Origin of the sequence: Streptomyces sp. NPDC048349, from assembly GCF_040651925.1 — a bacterium.
In the GTDB taxonomy this organism is placed as follows: Bacteria; Actinomycetota; Actinomycetes; order Streptomycetales; family Streptomycetaceae; genus Streptomyces.
Map to the genome: position 1 here is coordinate 197,780 of NZ_JBEZLA010000001.1, position 26,232 is coordinate 224,011.

Sequence of the window (26,232 nt, forward strand, 5' to 3'; positions counted from 1 at the left end):
AAGCAGGAGGCCCCGGCAAAGACGGCCACAACGCTTAAGGAACCACCTGATGGAGCTTGGTCTCGTCGGTCTCGGCAAGATGGGCGGCAACATGCGCGAGCGCATCCGCCGCGCAGGCCACACCGTCATCGGATACGACCGCAACCCGGACCTCGCCGATGTCCACAGCCTGCAGGAGCTTGTGGACAGTCTGCAGGCCCCCCGCGTCGTGTGGGTCATGGTCCCGGCCGGTGCGGCCACCCAGTCCACCGTCGACGAGCTCGCCGAGCTGCTGTCGCCGGGCGACATCGTGGTCGACGGCGGCAACTCGCGCTGGACCGACGACGAGAAGCACGCCGCCGAACTGGCCGCCAAGGGCATCGGCTTCGTGGACTGCGGTGTCTCCGGTGGCGTGTGGGGTCTGGAGAACGGCTACGCCCTCATGTACGGCGGCGACAAGGAGCACGTCGCCGCGGTCCAGCCGGTCTTCGACGCCCTCAAGCCCGAGGGGCAGTTCGGCGCCGTGCACGCCGGCAAGGTCGGTGCGGGCCACTTCGCGAAGATGGTCCACAACGGCATCGAGTACGCCATGATGCAGGCCTACGCCGAGGGCTGGGAGCTCCTGGAGAAGGTGGACTCGGTCACCGACGTCCGCGAGGTCTTCCGCTCCTGGCAGGAGGGCACGGTCATCCGGTCCTGGCTGCTGGACCTGGCCGTGAACGCCCTCGACGAGGACGAGCACCTCGAGCAGCTGCGCGGTTTCGCGCAGGACTCGGGCGAGGGCCGCTGGACGGTGGAGGCGGCGATCGACAACGCCGTTCCGCTGCCGGCGATCACCGCCTCGCTGTTCGCGCGGTTCGCGTCGCGCCAGGACGACTCCCCGCAGATGAAGATGATCGCCGCGCTGCGCAACCAGTTCGGCGGTCACGCGGTCGAGAAGAAGTAGTCGAGTACGAGTAGGGACAGCGTGCGGCTCACAGCGGCTGCACGGCACCAGCACCACACAGAGCAGCAGGAAGCCGGGGGAGGTCGGCGCCGTATGCACGTTTCGCATCTCTCGCTGGCCGACTTCCGCTCGTACGCCCGGGCCGAGGTCCCCCTCGACCCGGGCGTCACCGCTTTCGTGGGGCCCAACGGCCAGGGGAAGACCAATCTGGTCGAGGCGATCGGCTACCTGTCGACACTGGGCAGCCACCGGGTCTCCTCGGACGCGCCGCTCGTACGGATGGGCGCGGACCGGGCGATCATCCGCGCAGCCGTCACCCAGGGCGAGCGCCAGCAGCTGATCGAGCTGGAGCTGAACCCGGGCCGGGCGAACCGGGCCCGGATCAACCGGTCCTCGCAGGTCAGGCCGCGGGACGTGCTGGGGATCGTACGGACGGTGCTGTTCGCGCCGGAGGACCTGGCCCTGGTGAAGGGCGACCCGGGCGAGCGGCGCCGGTTCCTGGACGAGCTGGTCACCGCGCGCTCCCCGCGGATGGCGGCGGTCCGCTCGGACTACGAGCGGGTGCTCAAGCAGCGCAACACCCTGCTGAAGTCGGCGGCGATGGCACGCCGGCACGGCGGCCGGTCCATGGACCTGTCGACCCTGGACGTGTGGGACCAGCATCTGGCGCGGGTGGGCGCGGAGCTGCTGGCGCAGCGGCTGGACCTGATCGCGACGCTGCTGCCGCTGGCGGACAAGGCGTACGAGCAGCTGGCGCCCGGCGGTGGTCCGCTGGGGCTCTCGTACCGGTCCTCGGCGGGCGAGCCGGTGGACAGCGGCTCGGCGCGCGGGCGCGAGGCGCTCTACGAGGTGCTGCTGGCGGCCCTGTCGGAGGTCCGCAAGCAGGAGATGGAGCGGGGCGTGACGCTGGTCGGTCCGCACCGCGACGACCTGCTCCTGCGGCTGGGGGAGCTGCCGGCCAAGGGGTACGCGAGCCATGGGGAGTCGTGGTCGTACGCGCTGGCCCTGCGGCTGGCCTCCTACGAGCTGCTGCGCTCGGAGGGCGCGGAGCCGGTGCTGATCCTGGACGACGTGTTCGCGGAGCTGGACGCGCGGCGGCGCGAGCGGCTGGCCGAGCTGGTGGCGCCGGGTGAGCAGGTGCTGGTGACGGCGGCGGTGGACGATGACGTTCCGGGTGTGTTGGTGGGGGCGCGGTTCGGGGTGTCCGGCGGTGAGGTGACCCGGCTGTGAGCGATCGGGACGGCGAGCGGGGCGCGGAGCCGCGCAAGGTGCCGGAGCCCTCCGGAGTGGACTTGGCGCGGCAGGCGCTGGCCGCGGCGCGGGAGCAGGCGCGGGCCCGGGGCAACGCGGCGGGCGGGAAGAAGCGGCAGCAGGGTCCGGGGCTGCGGTCCGGGGCCCGTGCGGACGGCCGGGACCCGATGCCGTTGATGGCGGCGCTGGACCGGCTGCGCACGGAGCGCGGCTGGGAGATGCCGATGGCGGTGGCGGGCGTGATGGAGCGCTGGCCGGAGATCGTCGGTCCGGACATCGCGGCGCACTGCGTGCCGGAGCGGTACGAGGACCGTGAGCTGGTGGTCCGCTGCGATTCCTCGGCGTGGGCGGCGCAGCTGAAGCTGCTGGCTCCGCAGCTGGTCGCGCGGCTGAACGCAGATCTGGGTCAGGGCACGGTGCGGATGATCCAGGTGCGGGGACCCGGCGGGCGGCCCCGGCAGTACGGGCCGTGGCGGGCGCCGGGGAGTTCCGGGCCGGGGGACACGTACGGCTAGGTCGTCTCTTTCGGATCTTGCCGGGCGGCACGGGTCTGGGGGCCCTCCCGGCGGTAGCTGCGGGAGCAGGATCCGAAAGAGACGGGCTGGATCCAGGCGGTGCCGGGCGGGCGCCGAGCCGGGGCACCGGAACCCAGGGCACCGGAACCCGGGGCACCGGAACCCGGGGCACCGGAGGCCGGAGCGTCGTGACGCGGAGCGTCGGAACCCCGGGCGTCGCAGCCGCGGGTCCTGGATCCGGTGTCATCGATCCGGGCTGCCGCGGATGCCGGCGGGGCCGGGAGCCGGGTGGTGTCCCTCACGGTAGTGGGAGGTTGACAGGCCGAAGCGCTGGATGCCCGTGTGAGCCTCTTTGAGCCCCTTCCCGGATATGGGGAGTCGGAAGGTAGAGGTTCAGGGCGGCACATGCGGACTCAGGTACCGGCAAACCCCCATTCATGTCAGTGGTACCGGTAGACTGGAGTAAATCCCGCCCGATCGCGGGATCACGCAGACAAAGCAGATCGACGCGGCCGCTCCTCCGGCGCACACGCTGGTCCGGAGTACGGGCTGCGCTGTGCCAGAAAGGGCGCTTCGTGGCCGATTCCGGCGACTCCAACGAGAAGAATTACGACGCCAGTGCCATCCAGGTCCTCGAGGGCCTGGATGCGGTTCGCAAGCGGCCGGGTATGTACATCGGCTCGACCGGTGAGCGCGGCCTGCACCACCTCGTCCAGGAGGTCGTGGACAACTCCGTCGACGAGGCCATGGCCGGGCACGCGGACACGATCGACGTGACGATCCTGGCCGACGGCGGCGTGCGCGTGGTCGACAACGGCCGAGGCATCCCGGTCGACATCGTGCCGTCCGAGGGCAAGCCCGCGGTCGAGGTCGTCCTGACGGTCCTGCACGCGGGCGGCAAGTTCGGCGGCGGCGGTTACGCGGTCTCCGGCGGTCTGCACGGCGTGGGCGTGTCCGTGGTGAACGCGCTGTCGACGAAGGTCGCGGTCGAGGTCAAGCGCGACGGCTACCGCTGGACCCAGGACTACAAGCTGGGCGTTCCGACGGCCCCGCTGGCGAAGAACGAGGAGACCGACGATCACGGCACGACCGTGACGTTCTGGGCCGACCCCGACATCTTCGAGACGACCGACTACTCCTTCGAGACGCTCTCGCGGCGCTTCCAGGAGATGGCCTTCCTGAACAAGGGCCTGACCCTGACGCTGACCGACGAGCGCGAGTCGGCGAAGGCCACGGTCGGCGCCGACGACCCGGACGCGGAGGCGGCCGAGCCCGAGGCGCGCACGGTGAGGTACCACTACGAGGGCGGCATCGTCGACTTCGTGAAGTACCTCAACTCGCGCAAGGGCGAGATGATCCACCCGACCGTCATCGACGTCGAGGCCGAGGACAAGGAGCGGATGCTCTCGGTCGAGATCGCGATGCAGTGGAACTCGCAGTACACGGAGGGCGTCTACTCCTTCGCGAACACGATCCACACGCACGAGGGCGGTACGCACGAGGAGGGCTTCCGTGCGGCGCTGACGGGTCTGGTCAACCGCTACGCGCGCGACAAGAAGCTGCTGCGGGAGAAGGACGACAACCTCGCCGGCGAGGACATCCGCGAGGGTCTGACGGCGATCATCTCGATCAAGCTGGGCGAGCCGCAGTTCGAGGGCCAGACCAAGACCAAGCTGGGCAACACGGAGGCGAAGACCTTCGTGCAGAAGGTCGTGCACGAGCACCTCAACGACTGGTTCGACCGCAACCCGGTCGAGGCGGCGGACATCGTCCGCAAGTCGATCCAGGCGGCCACGGCGCGCGTGGCGGCCCGCAAGGCCCGTGACCTGACCCGTCGCAAGGGCCTGCTGGAGAGCGCCTCGCTGCCGGGCAAGCTGTCGGACTGCCAGTCGAACGACCCGACGAAGTGCGAGATCTTCATCGTCGAGGGCGACTCCGCCGGCGGCAGTGCGAAGTCCGGCCGCAACCCGATGTACCAGGCCATCCTGCCGATCCGCGGCAAGATCCTGAACGTCGAGAAGGCCCGGATCGACAAGATCCTGCAGAACACCGAGGTCCAGGCGCTGATCAGTGCCTTCGGCACGGGTGTGCACGAGGACTTCGACATCGAGAAGCTCCGCTACCACAAGATCATTCTGATGGCGGACGCCGACGTCGACGGCCAGCACATCAACACCCTGCTGCTGACCTTCCTGTTCCGCTTCATGCGGCCGCTGGTCGAGGCCGGCCACGTGTACCTGTCCCGCCCGCCGCTGTACAAGATCAAGTGGGGCCGGGACGACTTCGAGTACGCGTACTCGGACCGTGAGCGCGACGCCCTGGTCGAGCTCGGCAAGCAGAACGGCAAGCGGATCAAGGAAGACTCGATCCAGCGCTTCAAGGGTCTGGGCGAGATGAACGCCGAGGAGCTGCGCGTCACGACCATGGACGTGGACCACCGCGTGCTCGGCCAGGTCACCCTCGACGACGCGGCGCAGGCCGACGACCTGTTCTCGGTGCTGATGGGTGAGGACGTCGAGGCCCGGCGCTCCTTCATCCAGCGCAACGCCAAGGACGTCCGCTTCCTCGACATCTGAGTCGGTCTCAGCTGACCGCCTGAAAGGACTTCTGACCAGCAATGGCCGACGAAACCACCCCCACCGCGGAGATGCCCGCGGAGGACCAGCCCGTGCTGCGGATCGAGCCCGTGGGGCTCGAGACGGAGATGCAGCGCTCCTACCTCGACTACGCGATGTCCGTCATCGTCTCGCGTGCGCTGCCCGACGTACGGGACGGTCTCAAGCCGGTCCACCGCCGCGTGCTGTACGCGATGTACGACGGCGGCTACCGGCCCGAGAAGGGCTTCTACAAGTGCGCCCGCGTCGTCGGTGACGTCATGGGCACCTACCACCCGCACGGTGACTCCTCGATCTACGACGCCCTGGTCCGCCTGGCCCAGCCGTGGTCGATGCGCATGCCGCTGGTGGACAGCAACGGCAACTTCGGCTCTCCGGGCAACGACCCGGCGGCCGCGATGCGCTACACCGAGTGCAAGCTGATGCCGCTGGCCATGGAGATGCTCCGGGACATCGACGAGGAGACCGTCGACTTCACGGACAACTACGACGGCCGCAACCAGGAGCCGACGGTCCTGCCGGCGCGCTTCCCGAACCTGCTGGTCAACGGCAGCGCCGGCATCGCGGTCGGTATGGCCACCAACATCCCGCCGCACAACCTGCGCGAGGTCGCGGCCGGCGCCCAGTGGGCGCTGGAGCACCCCGAGGCCACGCACGAGGAGCTGCTGGACGCGCTCCTCGAGCGGATCAAGGGCCCGGACTTCCCGTCCGGAGCCCTGGTCGTGGGCCGCAAGGGCATCGAGGAGGCGTACCGGACCGGGCGCGGCTCCATCACGATGCGCGCGGTGGTGGAGGTCGAGGAGATCCAGAACCGCCAGTGCCTGGTGGTGACGGAGCTCCCGTACCAGACCAACCCCGACAACCTGGCGCAGAAGATCGCCGACCTGGTGAAGGACGGGAAGATCGGCGGCATCGCCGACGTCCGTGACGAGACCTCCTCGCGGACCGGCCAGCGCCTGGTGATCGTCCTGAAGCGGGACGCCGTCGCCAAGGTCGTGCTGAACAACCTGTACAAGCACACCGACCTGCAGACGAACTTCGGCGCGAACATGCTGGCGCTGGTGGACGGCGTGCCGCGCACGCTGTCGATCGACGCGTTCATCCGGCACTGGGTGCAGCACCAGATCGAGGTCATCGTCCGCCGTACGCGCTTCCGCCTGCGCAAGGCGGAGGAGCGCGCGCACATCCTGCGCGGCCTGCTCAAGGCGCTGGACGCGATCGACGAGGTCATCGCGCTGATCCGGCGCAGCAACACCGTCGAGATCGCGCGCGAGGGCCTGATGGGCCTGCTGGAGATCGATGAGATCCAGGCCAACGCGATCCTCGAGATGCAGCTGCGGCGCCTGGCGGCGCTGGAGCGGCAGAAGATCGTCGCCGAGCACGACGAGCTCCAGGCCAAGATCAACGAGTACAACGCGATCCTGGCCTCTCCGGAGAAGCAGCGCTCGATCGTCAGCGAGGAGCTGGCGGCGCTCGTGGAGAAGTACGGCGACGACCGGCGTTCCAAGCTGGTGCCCTTCGACGGTGACATGTCCATCGAGGACCTGATCGCCGAAGAGGACATCGTCGTCACGATCACGCACGGCGGCTACGTCAAGCGCACCAAGACCGAGGACTACCGCTCGCAGAAGCGCGGCGGCAAGGGCGTGCGCGGCACGAAGCTGAAGCAGGACGACCTGGTCGACCACTTCTTCGTCTCCACCACGCACCACTGGCTGCTGTTCTTCACGAACAAGGGCCGGGTCTACCGGTCCAAGGCGTACGAGCTCCCGGACGCCGGGCGGGACGCGCGCGGGCAGCACGTGGCGAACCTGCTGGCCTTCCAGCCGGACGAGAAGATCGCGCAGATCCTCGCCATCCGCGACTACGAGGCGGCGCCGTACCTGATCCTGGCCACCAAGGGCGGCCTGGTGAAGAAGACGGCGCTCAAGGACTACGACTCGCCCCGTTCGGGTGGTGTCATCGCGATCAACCTCCGGGAGACGGAGGACGGCAGCGACGACGAGCTGATCGGCGCGGAGCTGGTGTCCGCCGAGGACGACCTGCTGCTGATCAGCAAGAAGGCGCAGTCGATCCGCTTCACGGCGACCGATGACGCACTGCGCCCGATGGGCCGCGCCACGTCGGGCGTGAAGGGCATGAGTTTCCGCGAAGGTGACGAACTGCTGTCCATGAGCGTGGTGAGGCCGGGTACGTTCGTCTTCACCGCGACCGACGGCGGCTACGCCAAGCGGACGCCGGTCGACGAGTACCGCGTCCAGGGTCGTGGCGGTCTGGGCATCAAGGCCGCGAAGATCGTGGAGGACCGCGGGTCGCTCGTCGGGGCGCTCGTGGTGGACGAAACGGACGAGATTCTCGCCATCACGCTCGGCGGTGGTGTGATTCGTACGCGCGTCAACGAAGTCAGGGAGACCGGCCGTGACACCATGGGCGTCCAGCTGATCAACCTGGGCAAGCGGGATGCCGTGGTGGGCATCGCGCGCAACGCCGAGGCCGGTCAGGAAGCTGACGAGGTCGCGGGCGACGAGATCGAGACCGAGACCGAGGCAGCCGACGGACAGGCCGCCGAGGCCGCCGGGGGCACGCAGCCTTCGGCCGGGGAGCACGAGGAGTAAGTCGTGAGTGGAGCCACGGGCGCCGGACCGGCCATGACTGGAGAGAACGGTGCCCGTGGCCCTGCCGCGGACTCCCAAGGGGGGACTGTGACGGATACCCGAGGACCGCAGCCGCAGCCGCAGGCGCAGGCCGGCGCGGCCCCCGCGCAGCCGTACCACCCGCCGCAGGCCTACACGGCGCCCCCGGGCCCGGGTGCGCCGCGCGCCGGCGGTGCGGGCGCTGCGCAGCGCAAGCCGCGTACGGGGGCCCGTATGGCGCCCAGGACGCGCAAGGCGCGGCTGAGGGTGGCCAAGGCCGACCCGTGGTCGGTGATGAAGGTCAGCTTCCTGCTGTCGATCGCGCTGGGCATCTGCACGATCGTGGCGGCGGCGGTGCTGTGGATGGTCATGGACGCGATGGGCGTCTTCTCGACCGTCGGCGGCACGATCAGCGAGGCGACCGGCTCGAACGAGAGCAACGGTTTCGACCTGCAGTCGTTCCTGTCGCTGCCGCGCGTTCTGGTCTTCACGTCGGTCATCGCGGTGATCGACGTCGTGCTGGCGACGGCGCTGGCGACGCTGGGCGCGTTCATCTACAACCTGTCGGCGGGCTTCGTCGGCGGTGTGGAGCTCACGCTCGCCGAGGACGAGTGACCTGCGCAGACGCCTCCCGAGTACCGATTTTGGAGCTACCGCCTCCGTGCGCTAATCTTCAGGAGTCAGCGCGCAGCGCGGATGGGGCTATAGCTCAGTTGGTTAGAGCGCATCCCTGATAAGGATGAGGCCACAGGTTCAAATCCTGTTAGCCCCACACTGTCGAAGACCCCCAGGCCCCAGGCCTGGGGGTCTTCGTCGTAGGGGCAGTTGGCCGGTTCCCAGGTAACCGATCGGTATCGGTCGGTGTGTATTGTTGGCTGCCAGAAGTCCCCTACGTCAACGAAAGACGAGGTCGCGCGGTGAAGAAGCTGCTCCTGGTCGCACTGGCCGCCATCGGCGGGCTCCTCGTGTACCGCCAGATCCAGGCGGACCGCGCCGAGCAGGACCTGTGGACGGAGGCAACCGACTCCGTGCCCTCTGGTTCCGGTGTGTGAGACCGAAGGCTGATCTCATGAAGCCCCGGCTGCCGCTGCGGCCGGGGCTTTGTGCTGGTCTGTGACAAAAAGTTACGTTATGCAAAGATTTGGCTTGCGCTAGCAAACTCGGGGTGGGCGTGATGGGTCGGGTACGGACGACGAGGCGGACGGGAGCCGTGGCGGGGGCGGCGGCCCTGGTCATGGCGGCGGCACTGCCGGGGGCCGCCCACGCGGAGGGGACGGCGCCGCAGCCGGTCCCGACGTACCGCGCGGCGGACGGCGCCAAGGCCGTGGCGGGCAAGCCCTCCACGGCGGACGCCCCGCTCATCGAGGCGGGGAACGTCTACGAGGACGAGATCTCCCCCGGAGAGCGCGTCTACCGGCTCGTCCTGGAGAAGGACCAGTCGAACGTCTACGTCTCCGCCGTGGTCCGGCCCGGACCGACCGCCAAGGTCTCGGGCAGCGACGGCATCGAGGTCGAGCTCATGACCACGGCCGGACGGTCCTGCCCGCACAGCGTGGGCCGGGCGAGCTTCGGCTACGACCCGGTGCCCATCAGCGCCGCCGGCGTCCGCTGGGGCGCGGAGGACCTCGACTGCGCGCCGGGCGGGGTCTACTACGTGAAGGTGACCCGTACCTCCGCCAAGGGCTCCGACCAGGGCCCCTGGCCGATGGAGCTCAAGGTGCAGCGCGAGCCCGGCCGCGGCGCCGGGGGGCCCACGGCGGCCCCCGGCAGCTGGCCCTCGGGCGCCCCGTCCCTGCCGGGCACCGAGGCGGTGCCCCGTACCGGCGGGACGGGCTTCAACGACGCCCGCGCCCTGGGCGGCGGGGTGTGGCGCGACGAACTGCGGCCCGGACAGACGCGCTTCTACCGGGTGCCGCTGGACTGGGGACAGCAGCTGGGCCTCAGCGCCGAACTGTCCGCCGCCAAGCTGACCAAGCAGTTCACCTCGGCCTCCAACGGGCTCACCGTCTCGCTCTACAGCCCCTACCGGAGCCTGGTCTCGTACGAGGACGCCTCCTACGACGGCAAGCAGGCCGGGGTCACGTTGGAGAAGACCCCTCCCGTCACCTACGAGAACCGCTTCTCGGGCGACACGGACGTCCGGTCCGTGGGGATCGCCGGCTGGTACTACATCGCCGTCACCATGGGCGGGAAGGTCGCCGAGTTCACCGAGGACGCGACGCCCGTGCCGCTGACCCTGCGCACCGACGTGAGCGGCGCCCCGGCCAAGGCTCCGGCCTACGCGCAGGGCCTGGCCGCCGGCGGATTCGGGGTGGGGGCCGAGGACCGGGCCGCCGCCAAGGAGGGGCTCACCGCCCCCGAGGCCGCCGACGCCGCCAGGAACGGCTCGGTGATGCGGGTGGTGGCGGGCGCCGGGTTCGGCACCGGAACGCTGCTGCTGCTGGCTCTGGGCGGCTGGATCCTGCTCGCCCGCCGGGGCTCCGCTACAGCTGGGTGAGGGCCCACACGCCGACGGCGAAGCAGAGCAGCGCCGCGGCGAGGATCCCGGCCTTCACGGCGGCCGGGGGCTGGGCGATGGGGCCGCCGGCCCGGGCGGGAGCGGCGGGCGGGGCCGTGGGCGGCGCGAGGTGGAAGCTCCCGGTTTCCACAGGCCCGTACGCGGGGACGGTCTGCCCGGTGCCGCCCGGGCCGGTGCGGGTGGCCTCCGCCACCGTGGCCGGGGTCGCGTACGGGGAGGCCTGCGGGGGCCCGTACGGCGAGGGGGCCGGCGAGTTCGGCGACGGGGCCTGCGCCGCGTAGGGAGCCTGCGCCGCGTACGGGGCCGTGGGCCCGGTCACGGCCGCGGCGGCCGCGGGGGCCTGCGCGGTGGTCGGCGCGGGTGTCTGCGCGCCCGTTTCCGTGCCCGTTTCCGTGCCCGCCGCCGCGGCCGAAGGGCCCTGGGGTCCGAAACCGGCGGGCAGCGGGCCGAGTTGGTCGAACACCTCCACCGCGACCTCGTCCGGCGCGGGCGGCGCCAGCAGCTCCACGGCCTCGGCAAGGGCCTTGCGCGCCCCGGTGGCCGTCTTGAAGCGGCTGTGCGGGTCCGGCTGCAGCAGCGTGGCGACGACGTCCCACAGCGGCGCGGGAACGCCTTGTGGCGCGCCGGGGGTGCCGTGCGCGAGGAAGTGCTCGACCAGGGCCTGGGAGTCGGGCTTGCGCCCCTGCAGCAGGTAGAGGGCGACCAGGCCGACGGCGAAGAGGTCGGCCGGGAAGTCGGGCTCGGCGCCCAGCAGTTGTTCGGGGGCGAAATAACCCGGAGTACCGACCACGTAGTTGGTCTCGGTAAGGCGGGGCTCACCCTTGCGCATGGAGATGCCGAAGTCGGACAGCCGCAGGTGCGGCCGCCCGGTTCCGGTGGCCTCCATCAGGATGTTGGCCGGTTTGATGTCGCGGTGGACGACGCCCTCCGCGTGCACCGCTGCCAGCCCCGACAGGAGCTGGTCGAGCAGGGTGCACACGAACCGGGGCGGGAGGGGACCGTAGTCCCCGATCACGTGGCCGAGGGAGCCGCCGCTGACCAGGTCCATCGTGAACAGGACCTTGTCGTCGTCGGCCGCCCAGCTGGCCGGGGCCAGTACGTGCGGGTGATCGATCCGCAGGGCCTGTTCCCGTACGAACCGCAGCAGCGTGTGGGCGTCGCTCTGAAGGAGCACCTTCGCGGCGACGTACCGGCGCCGCCGGTGGTCCCAGGCGCGCCACACGGCGCCCGCGCCCCCGCGCCCGATCGGATCGATCAACTCGTACCGACCGGCGAAGACCTCACCCATCGCTGTGCCCGTCCCCCGTCACCTGTAGTCGCCCTGCCCGCCCGCGTGCGGGTCAGTTCTGGTGGGCCTCGTAATGGGCCACCGCGTCGGCGGTGCGGCCCGCGCCGTACACCCGGAGGAACTCTGCCAGTTCCGGGTGGCTGGGGGCGAGCGTGGCCGCGGCGTCGATGATGTCGCCCGCCGCGGAGACCGAGCGCAGCAGCGACTGGATCTCACGCACGACGCGCTTGACGGTGGGCGCACCCGAACTGACGGGGGTCTGGCCGCTGTTGCTGAGGACCGAGCCGCCCTGGGTCTTCTTGATCTCGTCCATCCGGTCGGTGGCCTCGGCCGCACTGACGCTCCCGTCGGCCACCTGGCCGGCGAGGTCCTGCAGGGCCTGGACGCGCTGCACCACGGCAGGGTTGCCGATCTTGGCGCGCTGGCCGCTCATCAGCTGGGACAGCATGGGCGCGGACAGTCCGAGGACGGCAGCGAGGCGAGCCTGGTTCAGCCCGAGGTCATCTATGAGCCGGCGGAAGAGGGCTCCGAGCGGCTCCCCGTACCAACTGCGCTGGAGCTCTCTGGCTCTGGCCGTGGCCTCTTGCTGTACTGCGTCCACTCTTCCTACTCCCCTTCGCTGGTGCGAACCTCGCGAGCATCTTACGGAGCGTGGTCGCAGGGCGGGAGTCCCTATCATTTTGCGAGATGAGGGGGTACACCCGGTACTCTGTTCTGCGGAACACCCGCTCCCCGCAAGGGGAGAGGCGTGCCCCGACCCATGGGGCCTTAGCTCAGTTGGTAGAGCGCTGCCTTTGCAAGGCAGATGTCAGGAGTTCGAATCTCCTAGGCTCCACGTACAGACCCCCCTTGACCTGCGACAACGCGGTCAAGGGGGGTCTTTTTTCGAATCTCGTTCCCCGAAGGGCTACAGGGTGATCCAGTAGCGGCGCTTGGGGCCGATCAAGGTGTCGCGGACGTCTTCGAGGACGCCCCCGCCCCGCTCGATGGTCCGCACCGAGGCGGTGTTGCCGGGATCGCAGGTCAGCAGGACCCGGTCCATCCCCATGATCCGCGCCTCGTGGAGCACCGCTTCCAGGGCCCGCCCGGCCAGCCCGCGCCCCCGCGCCGAGGGGCGCACGCTGTAGCCGATGTGGCCGCCGGCGTCGAGGAGGAACGCGTTGAGGTGGTGGCGCAGGTCGATGGCGCCCAGGTAGGTGTCGCCCTCGGCGATCCACCAGTACGTCGCGTGCACCCGGCCCTGCTCGACCGGCAGCGTACGGTCCGCGTGGCGGTGCAGCCCCTCCACCCAGGCCGCGAAGCCCTCCGGGGTGTCCACCTCGTCGTCCGAGCCGAGGCCGGCCCCGTCCATGTGCGCGTCGTCGCCCCACTCCGCACGGGCCGCGAGCCACGAGGAGTGCAGCCGGGGGGTGGGCGCGATCAGCTCGAACATGCTCCGGACGCTACCAGCCGGGCCCGGGCCGGCCGGGTCCCCCGGATGGCCCCGTCACGGGGCCGCCCTGCGCCCCGTGTCCGACAGTGGGGACAGGCATCGTGCCCTCAGGGCGCCGCCCAGGGGGAAAGACCACGCCGGAGGCGTACGCACATGGGACTCTTCGACTTTCTGAAATCCGACAAGAAGAAGGCACACGAGGCCGCCGAGAAGGCGAAGGAGCAGGTCCAGCAGCAGGCCCCGGCGGCGGGCCCCGCCACGAGCCAGGCGGCCGACGCCGCGTCGGTCACCCGGGCCGCCGCCGACCGGATGGCCGCCGCCGCGCCGCCCAGGTCCACGCCCGCCCCCGCGACCCCGACCCCCGCCTCGGCCGCGCACAAGGCCGTACCCGCACCGCCCAAGCCGGCCGCGATGCCCAAGCCCGGGCCGGCGGCCGCGGCGGCGCCGGGCGCCGCGCACACCCCCACCCCCGGCTCGGCCGCGCACAAGGCGGTCCCGGCGGCACCCAAGCCGGCGCCCAAGCCGGCGCCCATGGCCAAGAAGCGCACCTACACGGTCAGGCCCGGCGACTCGCTCTCCGCGATCGCCCGCCGCGAGCTGGGCAACGAGGCCCGCTGGCGCGAGCTCTACGCCATGAACCGGGGGGTCGTCGGCTCCAACCCCGACCTCATCCGCCCGGGCATGGTGCTGACGCTCCCCCACTGACCCCGCAGGGTCCCCACTGACCGCGCAGGCACGGCGAAGGGCCCGGATCCGAGGGATCCGGGCCCTTCGCCGTGCCGCTGTGCCGTTCTCCCGCGGTCAGGTCTGCTTGTCCTCGCCCGCCGGGCCGCCTTCGCGCTCCTTCGCCGCCAGCTCCTCGTCGAAGCCCGTCGGCTCCGCGTCAGCCGCCGGCACCTCCGTGGCGGCCGGCGGTTCCACGAGCCAGTCCGGGTTCGACTGCTGGTCCCACCACTTCCACGCCGCGAACGCTGCGCCCGCCACGACGCCCACGACGGCGATCCCGCGCAGCGCCCGGCCGCAGCGCGCCCGCCGTTCGTGGCGCCGTGCGAGCCGCTGGATCTCCTGCGGCGTCACCTGGCCGCGCAGGGCCGCGAACGCCGCGGCCGACCGCGAGGCGGCCTCTTCGGCCACCGGAGTGGCGGCCGCGATCGCGCTCTCGAGCCGCGGCTGCGTGTACTCGGCCGCCTGGCGCGCCGCCCGGCGGGTCTGCTTCACGGCCTTCGTGGCCGCGCGGTCCACGTTCGGCGGCACGTGTGCGCGCGCCGCCCTCATCCGCGGGTGCAGATGGGCGTCATACGCGATCCGCGTCTGCCGTGCTGCCTCGTTGGCCGCGTGCGACACCTTCGGCGCGAGCACCTGGTTCGCCTCGTGCGCGTAGTGCGCCATGGCGTCTTTGGCGGTCCCTGCGTACGGTGCCACCACTTCCGACGCGTGCCGCACGGTTTCCCTGGCGCTTTCCGCTGCCGCGAGCACGCTGTCCTTGCGGGTCACAGGATTCCTCCTTCTCGGTGGCGGACACAGTTCACCTTTCCACCCTTTGTCGGATCATGCCTCGCACGACGCGACCGGGCATGCGCGACAGGGCATACGGGTGGAGCATTTCCGTGCGCAGCTTCCCTCCGTGGGAGGATCGGAACCGACAGTGATGACTATGGAAGGCAGATCTGTGGCCGAGAAGCTCTACGCCACCCTGAAGACCAGCCACGGCGACATCGAGATCGAGCTGCTGCCGAACTTCGCTCCGAAGACCGTCCGGAACTTCGTCGAGCTCGCCACCGGCGCCCGTGAGTGGACCCGTCCCACCGACGGCCAGAAGACCACGGACCCGCTGTACGACGGCACCGTCTTCCACCGTGTCATCAGCGGCTTCATGATCCAGGGCGGCGACCCGCTGGGGAACGGCACCGGGGGGCCGGGCTACCAGTTCGCCGACGAGTTCCACCCCGACCTGGCCTTCACCAAGCCCTACCTGCTCGCGATGGCCAACGCCGGGCCCGGCACCAACGGCTCGCAGTTCTTCATCACGGTCGCGCCCACCGCCTGGCTGACCCGCAAGCACACCATCTTCGGCGAGATCGCCGACAAGGCCAGCCAGAGCGTCGTCGACAAGATCGCCGCGCTCCCCACCAACGCGCGCACCGAGCGCCCGCTGGACGACGTGATCATCAAGTCGGTCGCCATCGAGAAGCGCTGATCGACGCCCCCGCCCGGCCCGCCCAACCCGCGCGCGGGGTGCGGGCCCGTGCGCGGGGCCGCCGGGAACCTTTCCGCCCCGCCCGTCCGTCCTGCATGCGTACGCATCGCGGGTCGTCCAAGGCCGGCGGGGCGTCCCCCATGCCCCGCCGCCGATCGAGGGGACCGATGGACACCGAACGTCTGCCGGGCTGCTACCGCCACCCGGACCGCGACACGGGGATCAGCTGCACCCGCTGCGAGCGTCCCATCTGCCCCGAGTGCATGATCAGCGCCTCGGTCGGCTTCCAGTGCCCCGAATGCGTCCGTGCGGGCTCCGGCACCGGCCACCGCCCGACCGCGAACGCGCCGCGCACCCTGGCGGGCGGGGTGGTGGCCGCCGACCCCCAGCTGGTCACCAAGGTCCTGATGGGCCTCAACGCGGCCGTGTTCCTCGCGGGCCTGGCGGCGCCGGCGCTGGTGGTGCAGCTGGAGTTGCTCGGCCGGTACGTGGAGTTCTTCGGCGCCCCCGTCGAGGGCGTTTCCACCGGCCAGTACCACCGGCTGCTGACCTCGGTGTTCCTGCACGTCGAGTGGTGGCACATCCTCAGCAACATGATCGGCCTGTGGGTGATCGGCGGCCCGCTGGAAGCGGCGCTGGGCCGCTCCCGCTATCTCGCCGTCTACCTGCTCTCGGGGCTCGGCGGCAGCGCCCTCGTCTATCTGCTGACGGCGCCGAACACCCCGACCCTCGGCGCGTCCGGCGCCGTGTTCGGCCTGCTCGGCGCCACCGTCGTCCTCGCCCGCCGGCTGCGCTACGAGATGCGGCCGGTGATCGTGATGGTCGTGCTGATGCTGTTCCTGACCTTCGTGCCGATCGGCGGCAGCATCAACGTGTCCTGGCAGGCCCACGTGGGAGGCCTGGTCACCGGGGCGCTGGTGGGCCTGGGCATGCTCGGCCCCACCGCCGGCAGGAACCGCGCGCTGATCCAATGGGGTACCTGCACGGTGGTGTTCCTGCTGGCGGCAGCCGTGGTCCTGCTCCGGACCGCGGAACTCACCTGATCACACCGGCGTCAACTCTCCACAGGGTTATCCACAGATCTTCTGTCTTTTCCTCAGGTGTGGATGACGCTGTGGATAACTCATGGGGAGAGCTTTCCTCAGGGAAGGTTTGGTGCTACTTCCACTGCGTGGAGACGCCGAATCCCGCCGCGATGAAGCCGAAACCGACCACGATGTTCCAATTGCCCAGCGATTCGATCGGCAGCTGGGTCTCGGTCACGTAGAAGACGACGATCCACGCGAGTCCGATCAGGAAGAGTGCCAGCATGACCGGGGCGACCCAGCTGCGGTTGGTCAGCCTGATGGCCTGCGGCTGCCGCGTCGGCGGCGGCGTGTAGTCGTCCTTCTTGCGGATACGTGACTTCGGCACGAGGGGCTCTCCTGTCGATGCGCTGGGGACCTTGCCTGCCCCGGGCGTCCGTTAGCGTAGTGGACCTGTGGCGTTGAAGGAGAAGGGTACGTTGAGCAATTCCGACGACTCCTCCGCGGGTCCCCGTCGCCGGGCCAGACCCGTCGGGCTGCTGACCGCCGCCGTCTTCGCCCTGGCCGGGCTGCTCTTCGTCACCAGTTTCAACACATCCAAGGGTACGAACATCCGGACCGACGCATCGCTCCTGAAGCTGTCTGACCTCATCGAGGAACGCAGTCAGAGCAACGCGGCGCTGGAGGAGAGCCTGGGACCGGTGCGCCGCCGTGTCGACGCCCTCGCCGAGCGGGACGACGGCAGCACCAAGGCCGAGGACGCCAAGCTGGCCGCCCTGCGCGTGGCCTCGGGCACCGAGGAGCTGACCGGCAAGGGACTGAGCGTCACCCTCAACGACGCCCCGCCGAACGCCACCGCCCGCATCCCCAACGTCCCCGAGCCTCAGCCCAACGACCTGGTGATCCACCAGCAGGACCTGCAGGCCGTCGTGAACGCCCTCTGGCAGGGCGGCGCGCAGGGCATCCAGGTCATGGACCAGCGGCTCATCTCCACCAGCGCGGTCCGCTGCGTCGGCAACACCCTGATCCTCCAGGGCCGGGTGTACTCACCGCCCTACAAGGTGTCGGCGGTCGGCGACCCGGGCGCGCTGCGCAAGGCCCTCGCCGCCTCGCCGGCCCTGCAGAACTACCAGCTGTACGTGAACGCCTACGGTCTCGGCTGGAAAGTGGACGAGCACAGGGCGCTGACACTTCCCGGCTACTCCGGCACAGTGGACCTCCACTATGCGAAGCCGGTGGAGGCCTCGTCCTGAGGCATGGCGGCCCGACGTCGTACTGCGTCTGGTGGTACGGACGTTCAGCGAGGTGTGCCTGACGGCGGGCACCCTCATCGTGCTCTTCGTCGCCTACGTCCTGCTGTGGACCGGGGTCAAGGCCGACCGGGCCATGGAGGGCGAGATGAGCCGGCTGCGCGACGACTGGGCGGCGGCCGCGGCGGCGGAGCCCGCGCCCGCACCGGCGGCCCCGCAGCCCGCGCCCGCACCGGCGGCGTCTGCCCCGCAGGCCGCGCCCGCCGCCGGGCCGGTCCGGCCTCCTGCGGGCCAGGCCTTCGCGGAGATGTACGTCCCGCGCTTCGGCAAGGACTGGAACAAACCCGTCCTGGAGGGCACCGGTACCGAAGTGCTGAAGAAGGGCCTGGGCCACTACCCCGGCACCGCCGCACTCGGCGCCACCGGGAACTTCTCGGTGGCGGGCCACCGGCGCACGTACGGGGACCCCTTCAAGGACTTCCCCCGGCTGCGTCCGGGGGACGCCGTCATCCTCAAGGACGCGACCGCCTGGTACACGTACACGGTGCGCGGCGGGCCGCTGCGCACCCTGCCCACCGACATCGCGGTGGTCGACCCGGTCCCCCGGAAGTCGCCCTTCACCACGCCCGGCCGGTACCTGACGCTGACGACCTGCGATCCCGAGTGGGGCCACAGCCACCGGTTGGTCGTCTGGGCGGAACTGACCGCCACCCGCCCCGTGGGCCAGGGCCGCCCGGAGGGTTTGCCGAGCTGACCCACCTGCCGGGCCGCTGGCTTTAGTCTGTTGGCGTACCGCCCCTGCGGTGCGTGGACGAACGTGGACGAAAAGGAAACAGGCGGCATGTACGGCTGGATCTGGCGGCATCTGCCGGGCAACGCGTGGGTACGCGCGCTGATCTCACTCGTACTGGTCCTCGCGGTGGTGTTCGTGCTGTTCCAGTACGTCTTCCCGTGGGCCGAGCCGCTCCTGCCGTTCAACGATGTGACCGTGGACGAGGGATCGGGAGCCACTCCGTGAGCGCGCGCATTCTGGTTGTGGACAACTACGACAGCTTTGTCTTCAACCTGGTCCAGTACCTCTATCAGCTCGGCGCCGAATGCGAGGTGCTGCGCAACGACGAGGTCGAGCTCTCGCACGCGCAGGACGGCTTCGACGGCGTGCTGCTCTCCCCGGGGCCGGGCACGCCGGAGGAGGCGGGGGTCTGCGTCGACATGGTCCGGCACTGCGCCGACACGGGCGTGCCGGTCTTCGGGGTGTGCCTCGGCATGCAGTCGATGGCGGTCGCGTACGGAGGGGTCGTGGGCCGGGCGCCCGAGCTGCTGCACGGCAAGACCTCGCCGGTGGTCCACGAGGGCCTGGGCGTGTTCGAGGGCCTGCCCTCTCCCTTCACCGCGACCCGGTACCACTCCCTGGCCGCCGAGCCCCAGACCCTGCCCGGGGCGCTGGAGGTCACGGCGCGCACGCAGGACGGGATCATCATGGGTCTGCGCCACCGCGAGCACGACGTCGAGGGCGTCCAGTTCCACCCCGAGTCGGTGCTGACCGAGTGGGGCCACCGGATGCTCGCGAACTGGCTGGTGCGGTGCGGTGACGCGGGCGCCGTGGAGCGCTCGGTGGGGCTGGCCCCGGTGGTGGGCAAGGCCGTCGCGTGACCGCGCTCGCGCCGTCCGCGCCCACCGGGGGCCGGGCCGCGCGGCGCAGGGCAGCACAGGAGGCCGCGAAGCGGGCCGCCCGGAACTCCCGGAGGCGGGGCGGACGGCGGCGCAGGCGGCCGGCGTCGGGCGGACCGCTCATCGTCGCGAGCCGGCTGGGCGGGGAGCTGTTCATCACGGTGGGCCTGGTGATGCTGCTGTTCGTCGCCTACCAGCTCTGGTACACGAACATCGTCGCGGAGCGGACGGCGGACGGCGCCGCGGGCACGCTCGAGCAGACCTGGCAGCGGGACGCGGGCACGGACGCGGGCGCGACGGCCGCGCCGCCGCCCGTGACGGCGTTCGAACCCGGCCAGGGCTTCGCGATCCTGCACATCCCGAAGCTGGACGTGAAGGTTCCGGTGGCGGAGGGGATCAGCAAGCCGAAGGTGCTGGACCGGGGGATGGTCGGCCACTACGGAGAGGGCGCGCTGAAGACGGCGATGCCGGCGGACAAGGAGGGGAACTTCGCGGTGGCGGGCCACCGCAACACCCACGGGGAGCCCTTCCGCTTCATCAACCGGCTGGTGCCGGGGGATCCCGTCGTCGTCGAGACGCGCGACGCGTACTACACGTACGAGATGACCTCGACCCTGGCGCAGACCCCGCCGACGAACGTGGCGGTGATCAAACCGGTGCCGGAGGGTTCGGGGTTCACCGCTCCCGGCCGCTACATCACGCTGACGACCTGCACACCCGAGTTCACCAGCACCTACCGCATGGTCGTATGGGGCAGGATGGTCGACGAACGCCCCCGCAGCCAGGGTGCTCCGCCCGCGCTGACCAGTTAAGGACGAATCAGCAGTGTCTCGTGCCCGCCGCCGCGCCGCGGCACCGCCCGCCGGCAGCCGCAGCGTGTTCGCCGGGTTCCTGAGCCTGCTGGGCGAGCTCCTGATCACGGTGGGGCTGGTGCTGGCCCTGTTCGTGGCGTACTCGCTGTGGTGGACGAACGTGCTCGCGGACCGGCAGGCGTCGGCGCGGGGCGACCAGATCCGCCGGCAGTGGCAGACGCCGGGCAGCGAGCCGGCGAAGGCCGCGGAGCCGGGGGCGCTGGACACCAAGGACGGCGTCGGCTTCCTGCACGTCCCGGCGATGGAGAACGGCGAGGTGCTGGTCAAGCGGGGCACGGACCCGCAGATCCTGAACGACGGCGTCGCGGGCTACTACACGGAGCCGGTGAAGTCGGCCCTGCCGTGGGACGAGAAGGGCAACTTCTCCCTCGCCGCGCACCGGGACGGCCACGGCGCGAAGTTCCACAACATCGACAAGCTGGGCAACGGCGACGCGATCGTCTTCGAGACCAAGGACACCTGGTACGTCTACAAGGTCTTCGCGGAGCTGCGCCAGACGTCGAAGTACAACGTGGACGTGATCAGCCCGGTCCCGAAGGAGTCGGGCAAGACGGGCCCGGGCCGCTACATCACGCTGACGACCTGCACGCCGGTCTACACGTCGAAGTACCGGTACATCGTGTGGGGCGAACTGGTCCGCACGGAAAAGGTGGACGCGAAGCGGACGCCCCCGGCGGAGCTGCGCTGATCCTCCACGCCTCCACCAGGCCCCTGTGGACGGCCGTGACGCCTCCCCGGGCCCCCGATGGTCAAGTCCTCCGGATACCGGCGCAGGTGGCCGCGCAGGGTGCCGCACCGGCCCGGTGGAGCCCGGGTGACTGCAGGGAACTGCGCTGCTCACGGCAATCCGGTTCACCACCGGCGCCACATGACTGCGGCCCCTCTCCCAGAGGAGAGGGGCCGCAGTCATCGCCGGGGCGGCTCAGCGGCCGTCGAGGCCTCCGAAGAAGCCGCCGTTGCCGCCGTTGTTGCCGCCGTCCTGCTGGCCCGCCATGGTCATCACGTTGATCACCGTGCCCGTGGGGACCGGCTGGCCGGCCGCCGGGTCCGAGGACAGGACGCGGGCGCTGTCGTCCGTCGGGCCGGAGAGTACGGCGCCGAAGACCAGGCCCCTGGAGGCCAGTTCCGCCTTGGCCTGCTTGACCGTCTTGCCCAGCAGGTTCGGGACCTGGACCTGCTGCGCGGACTTGGCGATGGTGACGTTGACCGTCTTGCCGACCTCCAGCTGCGAGCCCGCCTGGGGCTGCTGGTCGATGACGGTCTTCGGGGCGGCCCCGGGGGCGTCGACCTCCGTCACGCTGCCGAGCTTGAGGTTGACGGCCTTGAGCGCCTTCTCCGCGTCTTCCTTGGTCTTGCCCTTGAGGTCCGGGACGACCGACTTGGACTGCTCCTTGGCGACCGTCAGCGTGACCACGGAGTTCTTCTCGGCCTCGCCCGACTTCGGGTTCTGGTCGAGGACGGTCCCCGGGGCGCGCTCGGACTCCTGGAGCTTGCGGTCGACCTGGAAGCCCTTTTCCTTCAGGGCCTTCTCGGCGTCCTCGTACGTGAGGTTGACGACGTTGGGGACCGGAACCTTCGCGGCGCCCGAGGAGATCGTCACCGTGACGGTGGAGTCCTTCGCGACCTTGGTGTCGGGCGCCGGGTCCTGCTTGCAGACGTTGCCCTTGGGCTGGTCCTCGCAGGGTGCGTCGGCTCCCTTGACCACCTTGAGGCCGACGTTCTCGCCGCTCCTCTGCGCCTGCTCGAGGGTCGAGCCGATGAGCTTGGGCACGCTGGGGCGGTTGTCGGCGGTGCTGCTGAAGAGGGAGCGGCCGATCAGGATCGCGCCGACCAGGACGAGGATGCCGGCCGCCACGAGCAGGATCGTCGACGCCTTGCTCTTCTTCTGGCGGCGGTGCGGCCCCTGGTCGTAGCCGCCGTGGCCCTGGTCGCCGTACCCGTACCCGCCGTCGCCCGGGGGCGTCGGCGGCATCATCGAGGTCTGGCCCGCGTCGGTGGTGCGCAGGGCGGTGGTGGGCTGGTCGTAGCCCTGGTGCCCGTAGCCGCCCTGGTCGTGCGGGTAGCCGTAGCCGGCCGCGCCCATGGCGGCGGTGGCGGCGACCGGCTGGCCGTCGAGGCAGGCCTCGATGTCGGCGCGCATCTCGTCGGCGGACTGGTAGCGGTAGTCGGGGTCCTTGACCAGTGCCTTGAGGACGATGGCGTCCATCTCGGGCGTGATCTCGGGGTCGAAGTTCGACGGGGGCTGCGGCTCTTCCCGTACGTGCTGGTAGGCGACGGCCACGGGGGAGTCGCCGACGAACGGGGGCCGCACGCTGAGCAGCTCGTAGAGCAGGCAGCCGGCGGAGTAGAGGTCGGAGCGCGCGTCGACCTGCTCGCCCTTGGCCTGCTCCGGGGAGAGGTACTGGGCGGTGCCGATGACGGCGGCCGTCTGCGTCATGGTCATGCCGGAGTCGCCCATGGCGCGGGCGATGCCGAAGTCCATGACCTTGACCTGGCCGGTGCGGGTCAGCATCACGTTGGCGGGCTTGATGTCGCGGTGCACGATGCCGGCGCGGTGCGAGTACTCGAGGGCCTGGAGGATGCCGATGGTCATTTCCAGGGTGCGCTCGGGCAGCAGCTTGCGCCCGGAGTGCAGCAGTTCGCGCAGGGTGGACCCGTCGACGTACTCCATCACGATGTACGGGATGGAGATGTTGTCGACGTAGTCCTCGCCGGTGTCGTAGACGGCGACGATCGCCGGATGGTTCAGCGACGCGGCCGACTGGGCCTCGCGCCGGAACCGGGCCTGGAAGGACGGGTCGCGGGCGAGATCGGCACGCAGGGTCTTGACGGCGACGGTACGGCCGAGCCGGGTGTCGTGGGCGAGGTAGACCTCGGCCATGCCACCACGGCCGAGCACGTGGCTCAGCTCGTACCGGCCGCCGAGGCGACGCGGCTCTTCCATAACGTTGCAGCCCTCTCCGTCAGTCCCGACCGCACCTGTGTGTGGTCCGGCGGTGTGCTGTTCGCGCAAAGGCTACCGGCCGATCGTCTGTGATCGGTTCGCGGCCACAGGCTGATACTGGACCGGTACCGTACGCTCGGATCCGGCCGGTATCAGTGACGTGGATCACGTGATTCCGGCGGTCCGTCATCCCTGGGTCATCCCTTGTTCTTCAGTACGGCTTCCATGACGGCCTTCGCGACCGGGGCGGCGAGACCGCCGCCGCTGATGTCCTCGCGGTCGGCGCTGCTGTCCTCGATGACGACGGCGACGGCGACGGGCGAGGTGCCGTCCGGGTTCTCGGCGTAGGAGATGAACCAGGCGTAGGGGCGCTTCTTGTTGCCCTCGCCGTGCTGGGCGGTGCCGGTCTTGCCGCCGACCTTCACGTCCTTGATCTTGGCCTTGGTGCCGGTGCCGTTCTCGACGACGTTGATCATCATCTCCTGCACCTTCTGCGCGTTGGCGGCGGAGAGGGGCCGGCTCATTTCCTGCGGCGAGTGCTTCTCGATGATGTCGAGGTTGGGCGCGGTGAGCTGGTCGACCATGTACGGCTTCATCAGCTTGCCGTCGTTGGCGATCGCGGCGGTGACCATCGCCATCTGCAGCGGGGTGGCGGCGGTGTTGAACTGCCCGATGGAGCTCTGGGCGTTGCCGTCCTTGCCCATCTTCTTGTCGTAGACGCTGGCGAAGGCGCGGACCGGGATGTCGATCTTGTCGTTGTTGAAGCCGAACTTCTCCGCGGTCTCCACCATCTTGTCGCGGGTGACCTTGTCGCCCAGGTTCGCGAAGACGGAGTTGCAGGAGACCTTCAGGGCGTCGTTGAGGCTCGCTTCCTTGCAGCCCTTGGCGTGGTTGACCATCTCGGTCCGGGTGCCGGGCAGGAAGTACGGGTCCGGGGTGTCCGTCGGAGCGTTGATGTCCTGGACCACGCCGTGCTCGAGAGCGGCGGCCGCGGTGACCACCTTGAAGGTGGAGCCGGGCGGGTAGGTCTCGCGCAGGGCGCGGTTGACGAGGTTCTTGTCCTCGCTGTCCTTGAGCTCGACCCAGGCCTTCTCGTCGTCCTTGGAGTTGCCGGCGAAGCGGGAGGGGTCGTACGAGGGGGTGGAGACCAGGGCGAGGATGGCGCCGGTGCGCGGGTCGATGGCGGCGGCCGCGCCCTTCTTCGAGCCGAGGGCCTCGAAAGCGGCCTTCTGCGCGTCGGGGTTGAGCGTGGTGACGACGTTGCCGCCCTGCTTCTTCTCCCCGGTGAACATGCCGATGGTGCGGTCGAAGAACAGCCGGTCGTCGTTGCCGGTGAGGATGCCGTCCTCGAGGGACTCGAGCTGGGTGGAGCCGTAGGCCTGCGAGGCGTAACCGGTGACCGGGGCCCAGAGCTCGCCGTTCATGTAGGTGCGCTTGAACTTGTAGTCGCTGCCGTCGGTGACCTTCGAGCCGGTGATCGGCTCCCCCGCCACGATGATGTTGCCGCGCTCGGTGGCGTACTGGGCGATCTGGACCCGGCGGTTCTCCTTGCGGGTGCTCAGTTCCTCGGCCTGGACGTACTGCAGCCAGTTGGTCCGGATCAGCAGCGCGAGGACGAGCAGCCCGCAGAACAGCGAGATGCGGCGCAGGGGCTTGTTCATGACGGGCGGACCACCTGGGTCATCTCGGAGTCGGGGGACGGGGCGGGGGCCGGCGCAGGTCGGCGTGCGGTGTCGCTGATCCGGATGAGGATGGCGATGAGGATCCAGTTCGCGAGGACGGAGGAGCCGCCGGACGCGAGGAAGGGCATCGTCATGCCGGTGAGGGGGATGAGGCCCATGACCCCGCCGGCGACGACGAAGATCTGGAGGGCGAAGGCGCCGGAGAGGCCGATGGCGAAGAGCTTGCCGAAGGGGTCGCGGGCGGCGAGGGCGGTGCGGACGCCCCGCTCGATGATGAGGCCGTAGAGCAGGAGGAAGGCCATCACGCCGGTGAGGCCCAGTTCCTCGCCGACGGTGGAGAAGATGAAGTCGGAGTTGGCGGCGAAGCCGATGAGGTCGGAGTTGCCCTGGCCCCATCCGGCGCCGAGGACGCCGCCGGAGCCGAAGCTCATGATCGACTGGCCGACCTGCTCGCAGGCGCCCGAGGTGCTGTAGCAGGCGAAGGGGTCGAGCCAGGCGGTGACGCGGGCCTTCACGTGGCTGGCGAAGCTGGCCACGACCACGGCGCCGCCGACCGACATGAGCAGGCCGATGACGATCCAGCTGGTCCGCTCGGTGGCCACGTACAGCATGATCACGAACATGCCGAAGAAGAGCAGCGAGGTACCGAGGTCGTTCTCGAAGACGAGGACGAGCAGGCTCATCGCCCAGATCATCAGGATCGGGCCGAGGTCGCGGCCGCGCGGCAGGTAGAGGCCCATGAAGCGGCGGCTGGCCAGGGCCAGGGCGTCACGTTTCACCATGAGGTAGCCGGCGAAGAAGATCGCGATGACGATCTTGGCGAACTCGCCGGGCTGGATGGAGAAGCCGCCGACGCTGATCCAGATCTTGGCGCCGAAGACGTCGGCGCCCAGGCCCGGGATGACGGGCAGGATCAGCAGGATCAGGGCCCCTGCCATGGAGATGTACGTGAAGCGCTGCAGGACGCGGTGGTCCTTGAGGATGAGCAGCACCGCGGCGAACAGGGCGATGGCGAGCGCCGTGTACATCATCTGGCGGGGTGCGGAGGGGGAGAAGGCACCGAAGGAGCGTTTGGCGAGGTTCTGCAGCCGCTCGGACTGGTCGAGCCGCCAGATCAGCACGAGGCCGAGCCCGTTGAGGAGGGTGGCCAGCGGCAGCAGCAGCGGGTCGGCGTACTTCGCGTACCGGCGCACGACGAGGTGCGCGATCCCGGCGAGGGCGCCGAGGCCCAGGCCGTAGAGCAGCATGCCGGGCGGCAGGCTGCCGTTGATCGCGAGGCCCACGTTGGCGTAGGCGAAGATCGGGATGAACACGGCGAAGCCGAGCAGCATCAGCTCGGTGTTCCGCCGGCTCGGCAGCTCGATGGCGCCGATGGTGGTCGTGTTGGTGACAACGCTCATGGTGTGGCAGGCCC

At 70.3% G+C, this 26,232-nt stretch carries 24 protein-coding genes, 2 tRNA genes and 1 pseudogene; 19 read left to right on the forward strand and 8 right to left on the reverse strand.

All coding sequences use genetic code 11. The annotated features are described in order from the left end of the window. The first annotated feature begins 49 nt into the window (after window positions 1-49). The 9 genes from gnd to AB0D44_RS01015 all read left to right on the forward strand — a co-directional run bounded on the left by gnd (window position 50) and on the right by AB0D44_RS01015 (window position 10,436). Window positions 50-925 (forward strand): phosphogluconate dehydrogenase (NAD(+)-dependent, decarboxylating), encoded by an 876-nt coding sequence (gene gnd / locus AB0D44_RS00975; RefSeq protein WP_362582473.1) that lies wholly within the window; start codon window positions 50-52, stop codon window positions 923-925. Between the two features lie 93 nt (window positions 926-1,018). Continuing rightward, window positions 1,019-2,155 carry a DNA replication/repair protein RecF gene (gene recF / locus AB0D44_RS00980; protein ID WP_362582476.1) on the forward strand — a complete coding sequence of 379 codons (1,137 nt, stop codon included), beginning with the start codon at window positions 1,019-1,021 and terminating at the stop codon, window positions 2,153-2,155. After that, the gene (locus tag AB0D44_RS00985; RefSeq protein WP_362582479.1) at window positions 2,152-2,691 is read left to right on the forward strand and encodes a DUF721 domain-containing protein; all 540 of its coding nucleotides are present in this window, start codon (window positions 2,152-2,154) and stop codon (window positions 2,689-2,691) included. Before recF ends, AB0D44_RS00985 begins: the two co-directional genes overlap by 4 nt. A 554-nt stretch (window positions 2,692-3,245) precedes the next feature. Next, on the forward strand, window positions 3,246-5,267 hold the full coding sequence (gyrB, locus tag AB0D44_RS00990) for a DNA topoisomerase (ATP-hydrolyzing) subunit B (protein ID WP_362582843.1): 2,022 nt from the start codon (window positions 3,246-3,248) through the stop codon (window positions 5,265-5,267). A 41-nt stretch (window positions 5,268-5,308) separates the two neighbouring features. Beyond that, complete coding sequence (gene gyrA / locus AB0D44_RS00995; protein ID WP_362582482.1) at window positions 5,309-7,921, forward strand: DNA gyrase subunit A; 2,613 nt, start codon at window positions 5,309-5,311, stop codon at window positions 7,919-7,921. A gap of 3 nt (window positions 7,922-7,924) precedes the next feature. Then, the gene (locus AB0D44_RS01000; RefSeq protein ID WP_362582485.1) at window positions 7,925-8,554 is read left to right on the forward strand and encodes a DUF3566 domain-containing protein; all 630 of its coding nucleotides are present in this window, start codon (window positions 7,925-7,927) and stop codon (window positions 8,552-8,554) included. Between the two features lie 83 nt (window positions 8,555-8,637). Beyond that, window positions 8,638-8,711 (forward strand) — tRNA-Ile (locus AB0D44_RS01005). 145 nt (window positions 8,712-8,856) lie between these two features. Then, window positions 8,857-8,991 carry a DLW-39 family protein gene (locus AB0D44_RS01010; RefSeq protein ID WP_208809277.1) on the forward strand — a complete coding sequence of 45 codons (135 nt, stop codon included), beginning with the start codon at window positions 8,857-8,859 and terminating at the stop codon, window positions 8,989-8,991. 122 nt (window positions 8,992-9,113) lie between these two features. Continuing rightward, window positions 9,114-10,436, forward strand: a complete 1,323-nt coding sequence (locus AB0D44_RS01015; RefSeq protein ID WP_362582489.1) for a hypothetical protein — start codon at window positions 9,114-9,116, stop codon at window positions 10,434-10,436. Here AB0D44_RS01015 and AB0D44_RS01020 read toward each other — a convergent pair. Next, entirely contained in the window at window positions 10,423-11,745 is a 1,323-nt protein-coding gene (locus AB0D44_RS01020; RefSeq protein WP_362582492.1) for a serine/threonine-protein kinase, read from the reverse strand. The genes AB0D44_RS01015 and AB0D44_RS01020 overlap by 14 nt on opposite strands. A gap of 52 nt (window positions 11,746-11,797) precedes the next feature. Continuing rightward, window positions 11,798-12,346, reverse strand: a complete 549-nt coding sequence (locus AB0D44_RS01025) for a DNA-binding protein (RefSeq protein ID WP_362582495.1) — start codon at window positions 12,344-12,346, stop codon at window positions 11,798-11,800. A gap of 161 nt (window positions 12,347-12,507) precedes the next feature. Between AB0D44_RS01025 and AB0D44_RS01030 the strand changes: the two genes are divergently transcribed. Next, window positions 12,508-12,580: transfer RNA gene (locus AB0D44_RS01030), tRNA-Ala, on the forward strand. A 72-nt stretch (window positions 12,581-12,652) separates the two neighbouring features. Here the strand turns inward: AB0D44_RS01030 and AB0D44_RS01035 are convergent. Next, the gene (locus AB0D44_RS01035) at window positions 12,653-13,177 is read right to left on the reverse strand and encodes a GNAT family N-acetyltransferase (RefSeq protein ID WP_362582498.1); all 525 of its coding nucleotides are present in this window, start codon (window positions 13,175-13,177) and stop codon (window positions 12,653-12,655) included. A 153-nt stretch (window positions 13,178-13,330) separates the two neighbouring features. Here AB0D44_RS01035 and AB0D44_RS01040 point away from each other — a divergent pair, with 153 nt between their 5' ends. Beyond that, window positions 13,331-13,882 (forward strand): LysM domain-containing protein, encoded by a 552-nt coding sequence (locus AB0D44_RS01040; protein ID WP_362582501.1) that lies wholly within the window; start codon window positions 13,331-13,333, stop codon window positions 13,880-13,882. 96 nt (window positions 13,883-13,978) lie between these two features. Here AB0D44_RS01040 and AB0D44_RS01045 read toward each other — a convergent pair whose 3' ends face one another. Continuing rightward, window positions 13,979-14,671: a DUF5324 family protein gene (locus AB0D44_RS01045; RefSeq protein WP_362582504.1), complete on the reverse strand. Its 693-nt coding sequence runs from the start codon at window positions 14,669-14,671 to the stop codon at window positions 13,979-13,981. A gap of 175 nt (window positions 14,672-14,846) precedes the next feature. Between AB0D44_RS01045 and AB0D44_RS01050 the strand changes: the two genes are divergently transcribed. Together AB0D44_RS01050 and AB0D44_RS01055 are read left to right on the forward strand one after the other, a co-directional pair. Beyond that, entirely contained in the window at window positions 14,847-15,374 is a 528-nt protein-coding gene (locus AB0D44_RS01050; protein WP_362582845.1) for a peptidylprolyl isomerase, read from the forward strand. Between the two features lie 167 nt (window positions 15,375-15,541). Beyond that, on the forward strand, window positions 15,542-16,417 hold the full coding sequence (locus AB0D44_RS01055; RefSeq protein WP_362582507.1) for a rhomboid family intramembrane serine protease: 876 nt from the start codon (window positions 15,542-15,544) through the stop codon (window positions 16,415-16,417). Window positions 16,418-16,532: 115 nt separating this feature from the next. On the opposite strand, the gene crgA is transcribed toward AB0D44_RS01055, so the two are convergent. Then, window positions 16,533-16,787 carry a cell division protein CrgA gene (crgA, locus tag AB0D44_RS01060; protein ID WP_257555397.1) on the reverse strand — a complete coding sequence of 85 codons (255 nt, stop codon included), beginning with the start codon at window positions 16,785-16,787 and terminating at the stop codon, window positions 16,533-16,535. Window positions 16,788-16,878: 91 nt separating this feature from the next. Between crgA and AB0D44_RS01065 the strand changes: the two genes are divergently transcribed. The 6 genes and pseudogenes from AB0D44_RS01065 (at window position 16,879) to AB0D44_RS01090 (ending at window position 20,880) form a co-directional block, all read left to right on the forward strand. Beyond that, on the forward strand, window positions 16,879-17,652 hold the full coding sequence (locus AB0D44_RS01065) for a DUF881 domain-containing protein (RefSeq protein WP_362582510.1): 774 nt from the start codon (window positions 16,879-16,881) through the stop codon (window positions 17,650-17,652). Further along, complete coding sequence (locus AB0D44_RS01070; RefSeq protein WP_362582513.1) at window positions 17,624-18,403, forward strand: class E sortase; 780 nt, start codon at window positions 17,624-17,626, stop codon at window positions 18,401-18,403. Before AB0D44_RS01065 ends, AB0D44_RS01070 begins: the two co-directional genes overlap by 29 nt. An 87-nt stretch (window positions 18,404-18,490) precedes the next feature. Next, window positions 18,491-18,667 (forward strand): hypothetical protein, encoded by a 177-nt coding sequence (locus AB0D44_RS01075; protein ID WP_030011120.1) that lies wholly within the window; start codon window positions 18,491-18,493, stop codon window positions 18,665-18,667. After that, entirely contained in the window at window positions 18,664-19,302 is a 639-nt protein-coding gene (locus AB0D44_RS01080) for an aminodeoxychorismate/anthranilate synthase component II (RefSeq protein ID WP_362582516.1), read from the forward strand. Before AB0D44_RS01075 ends, AB0D44_RS01080 begins: the two co-directional genes overlap by 4 nt. Before the next feature lie 134 nt (window positions 19,303-19,436). After that, window positions 19,437-20,132: pseudogene (locus tag AB0D44_RS01085) on the forward strand (class E sortase); the annotation flags it as partial. A 13-nt stretch (window positions 20,133-20,145) separates the two neighbouring features. Continuing rightward, window positions 20,146-20,880, forward strand: a complete 735-nt coding sequence (locus AB0D44_RS01090; protein WP_362582519.1) for a class E sortase — start codon at window positions 20,146-20,148, stop codon at window positions 20,878-20,880. A gap of 234 nt (window positions 20,881-21,114) precedes the next feature. Here AB0D44_RS01090 and pknB read toward each other — a convergent pair whose 3' ends face one another. The 3 genes from pknB to AB0D44_RS01105 form a co-directional block, all read right to left on the reverse strand. Then, window positions 21,115-23,136, reverse strand: a complete 2,022-nt coding sequence (gene pknB / locus AB0D44_RS01095; protein ID WP_362582521.1) for a Stk1 family PASTA domain-containing Ser/Thr kinase — start codon at window positions 23,134-23,136, stop codon at window positions 21,115-21,117. A gap of 197 nt (window positions 23,137-23,333) precedes the next feature. Continuing rightward, the gene (locus tag AB0D44_RS01100; RefSeq protein ID WP_362582524.1) at window positions 23,334-24,797 is read right to left on the reverse strand and encodes a penicillin-binding protein 2; all 1,464 of its coding nucleotides are present in this window, start codon (window positions 24,795-24,797) and stop codon (window positions 23,334-23,336) included. Further along, window positions 24,794-26,218 carry an FtsW/RodA/SpoVE family cell cycle protein gene (locus tag AB0D44_RS01105; protein ID WP_362582527.1) on the reverse strand — a complete coding sequence of 475 codons (1,425 nt, stop codon included), beginning with the start codon at window positions 26,216-26,218 and terminating at the stop codon, window positions 24,794-24,796. Before AB0D44_RS01105 ends, AB0D44_RS01100 begins: the two co-directional genes overlap by 4 nt. Window positions 26,219-26,232 lie beyond the last annotated feature (14 nt).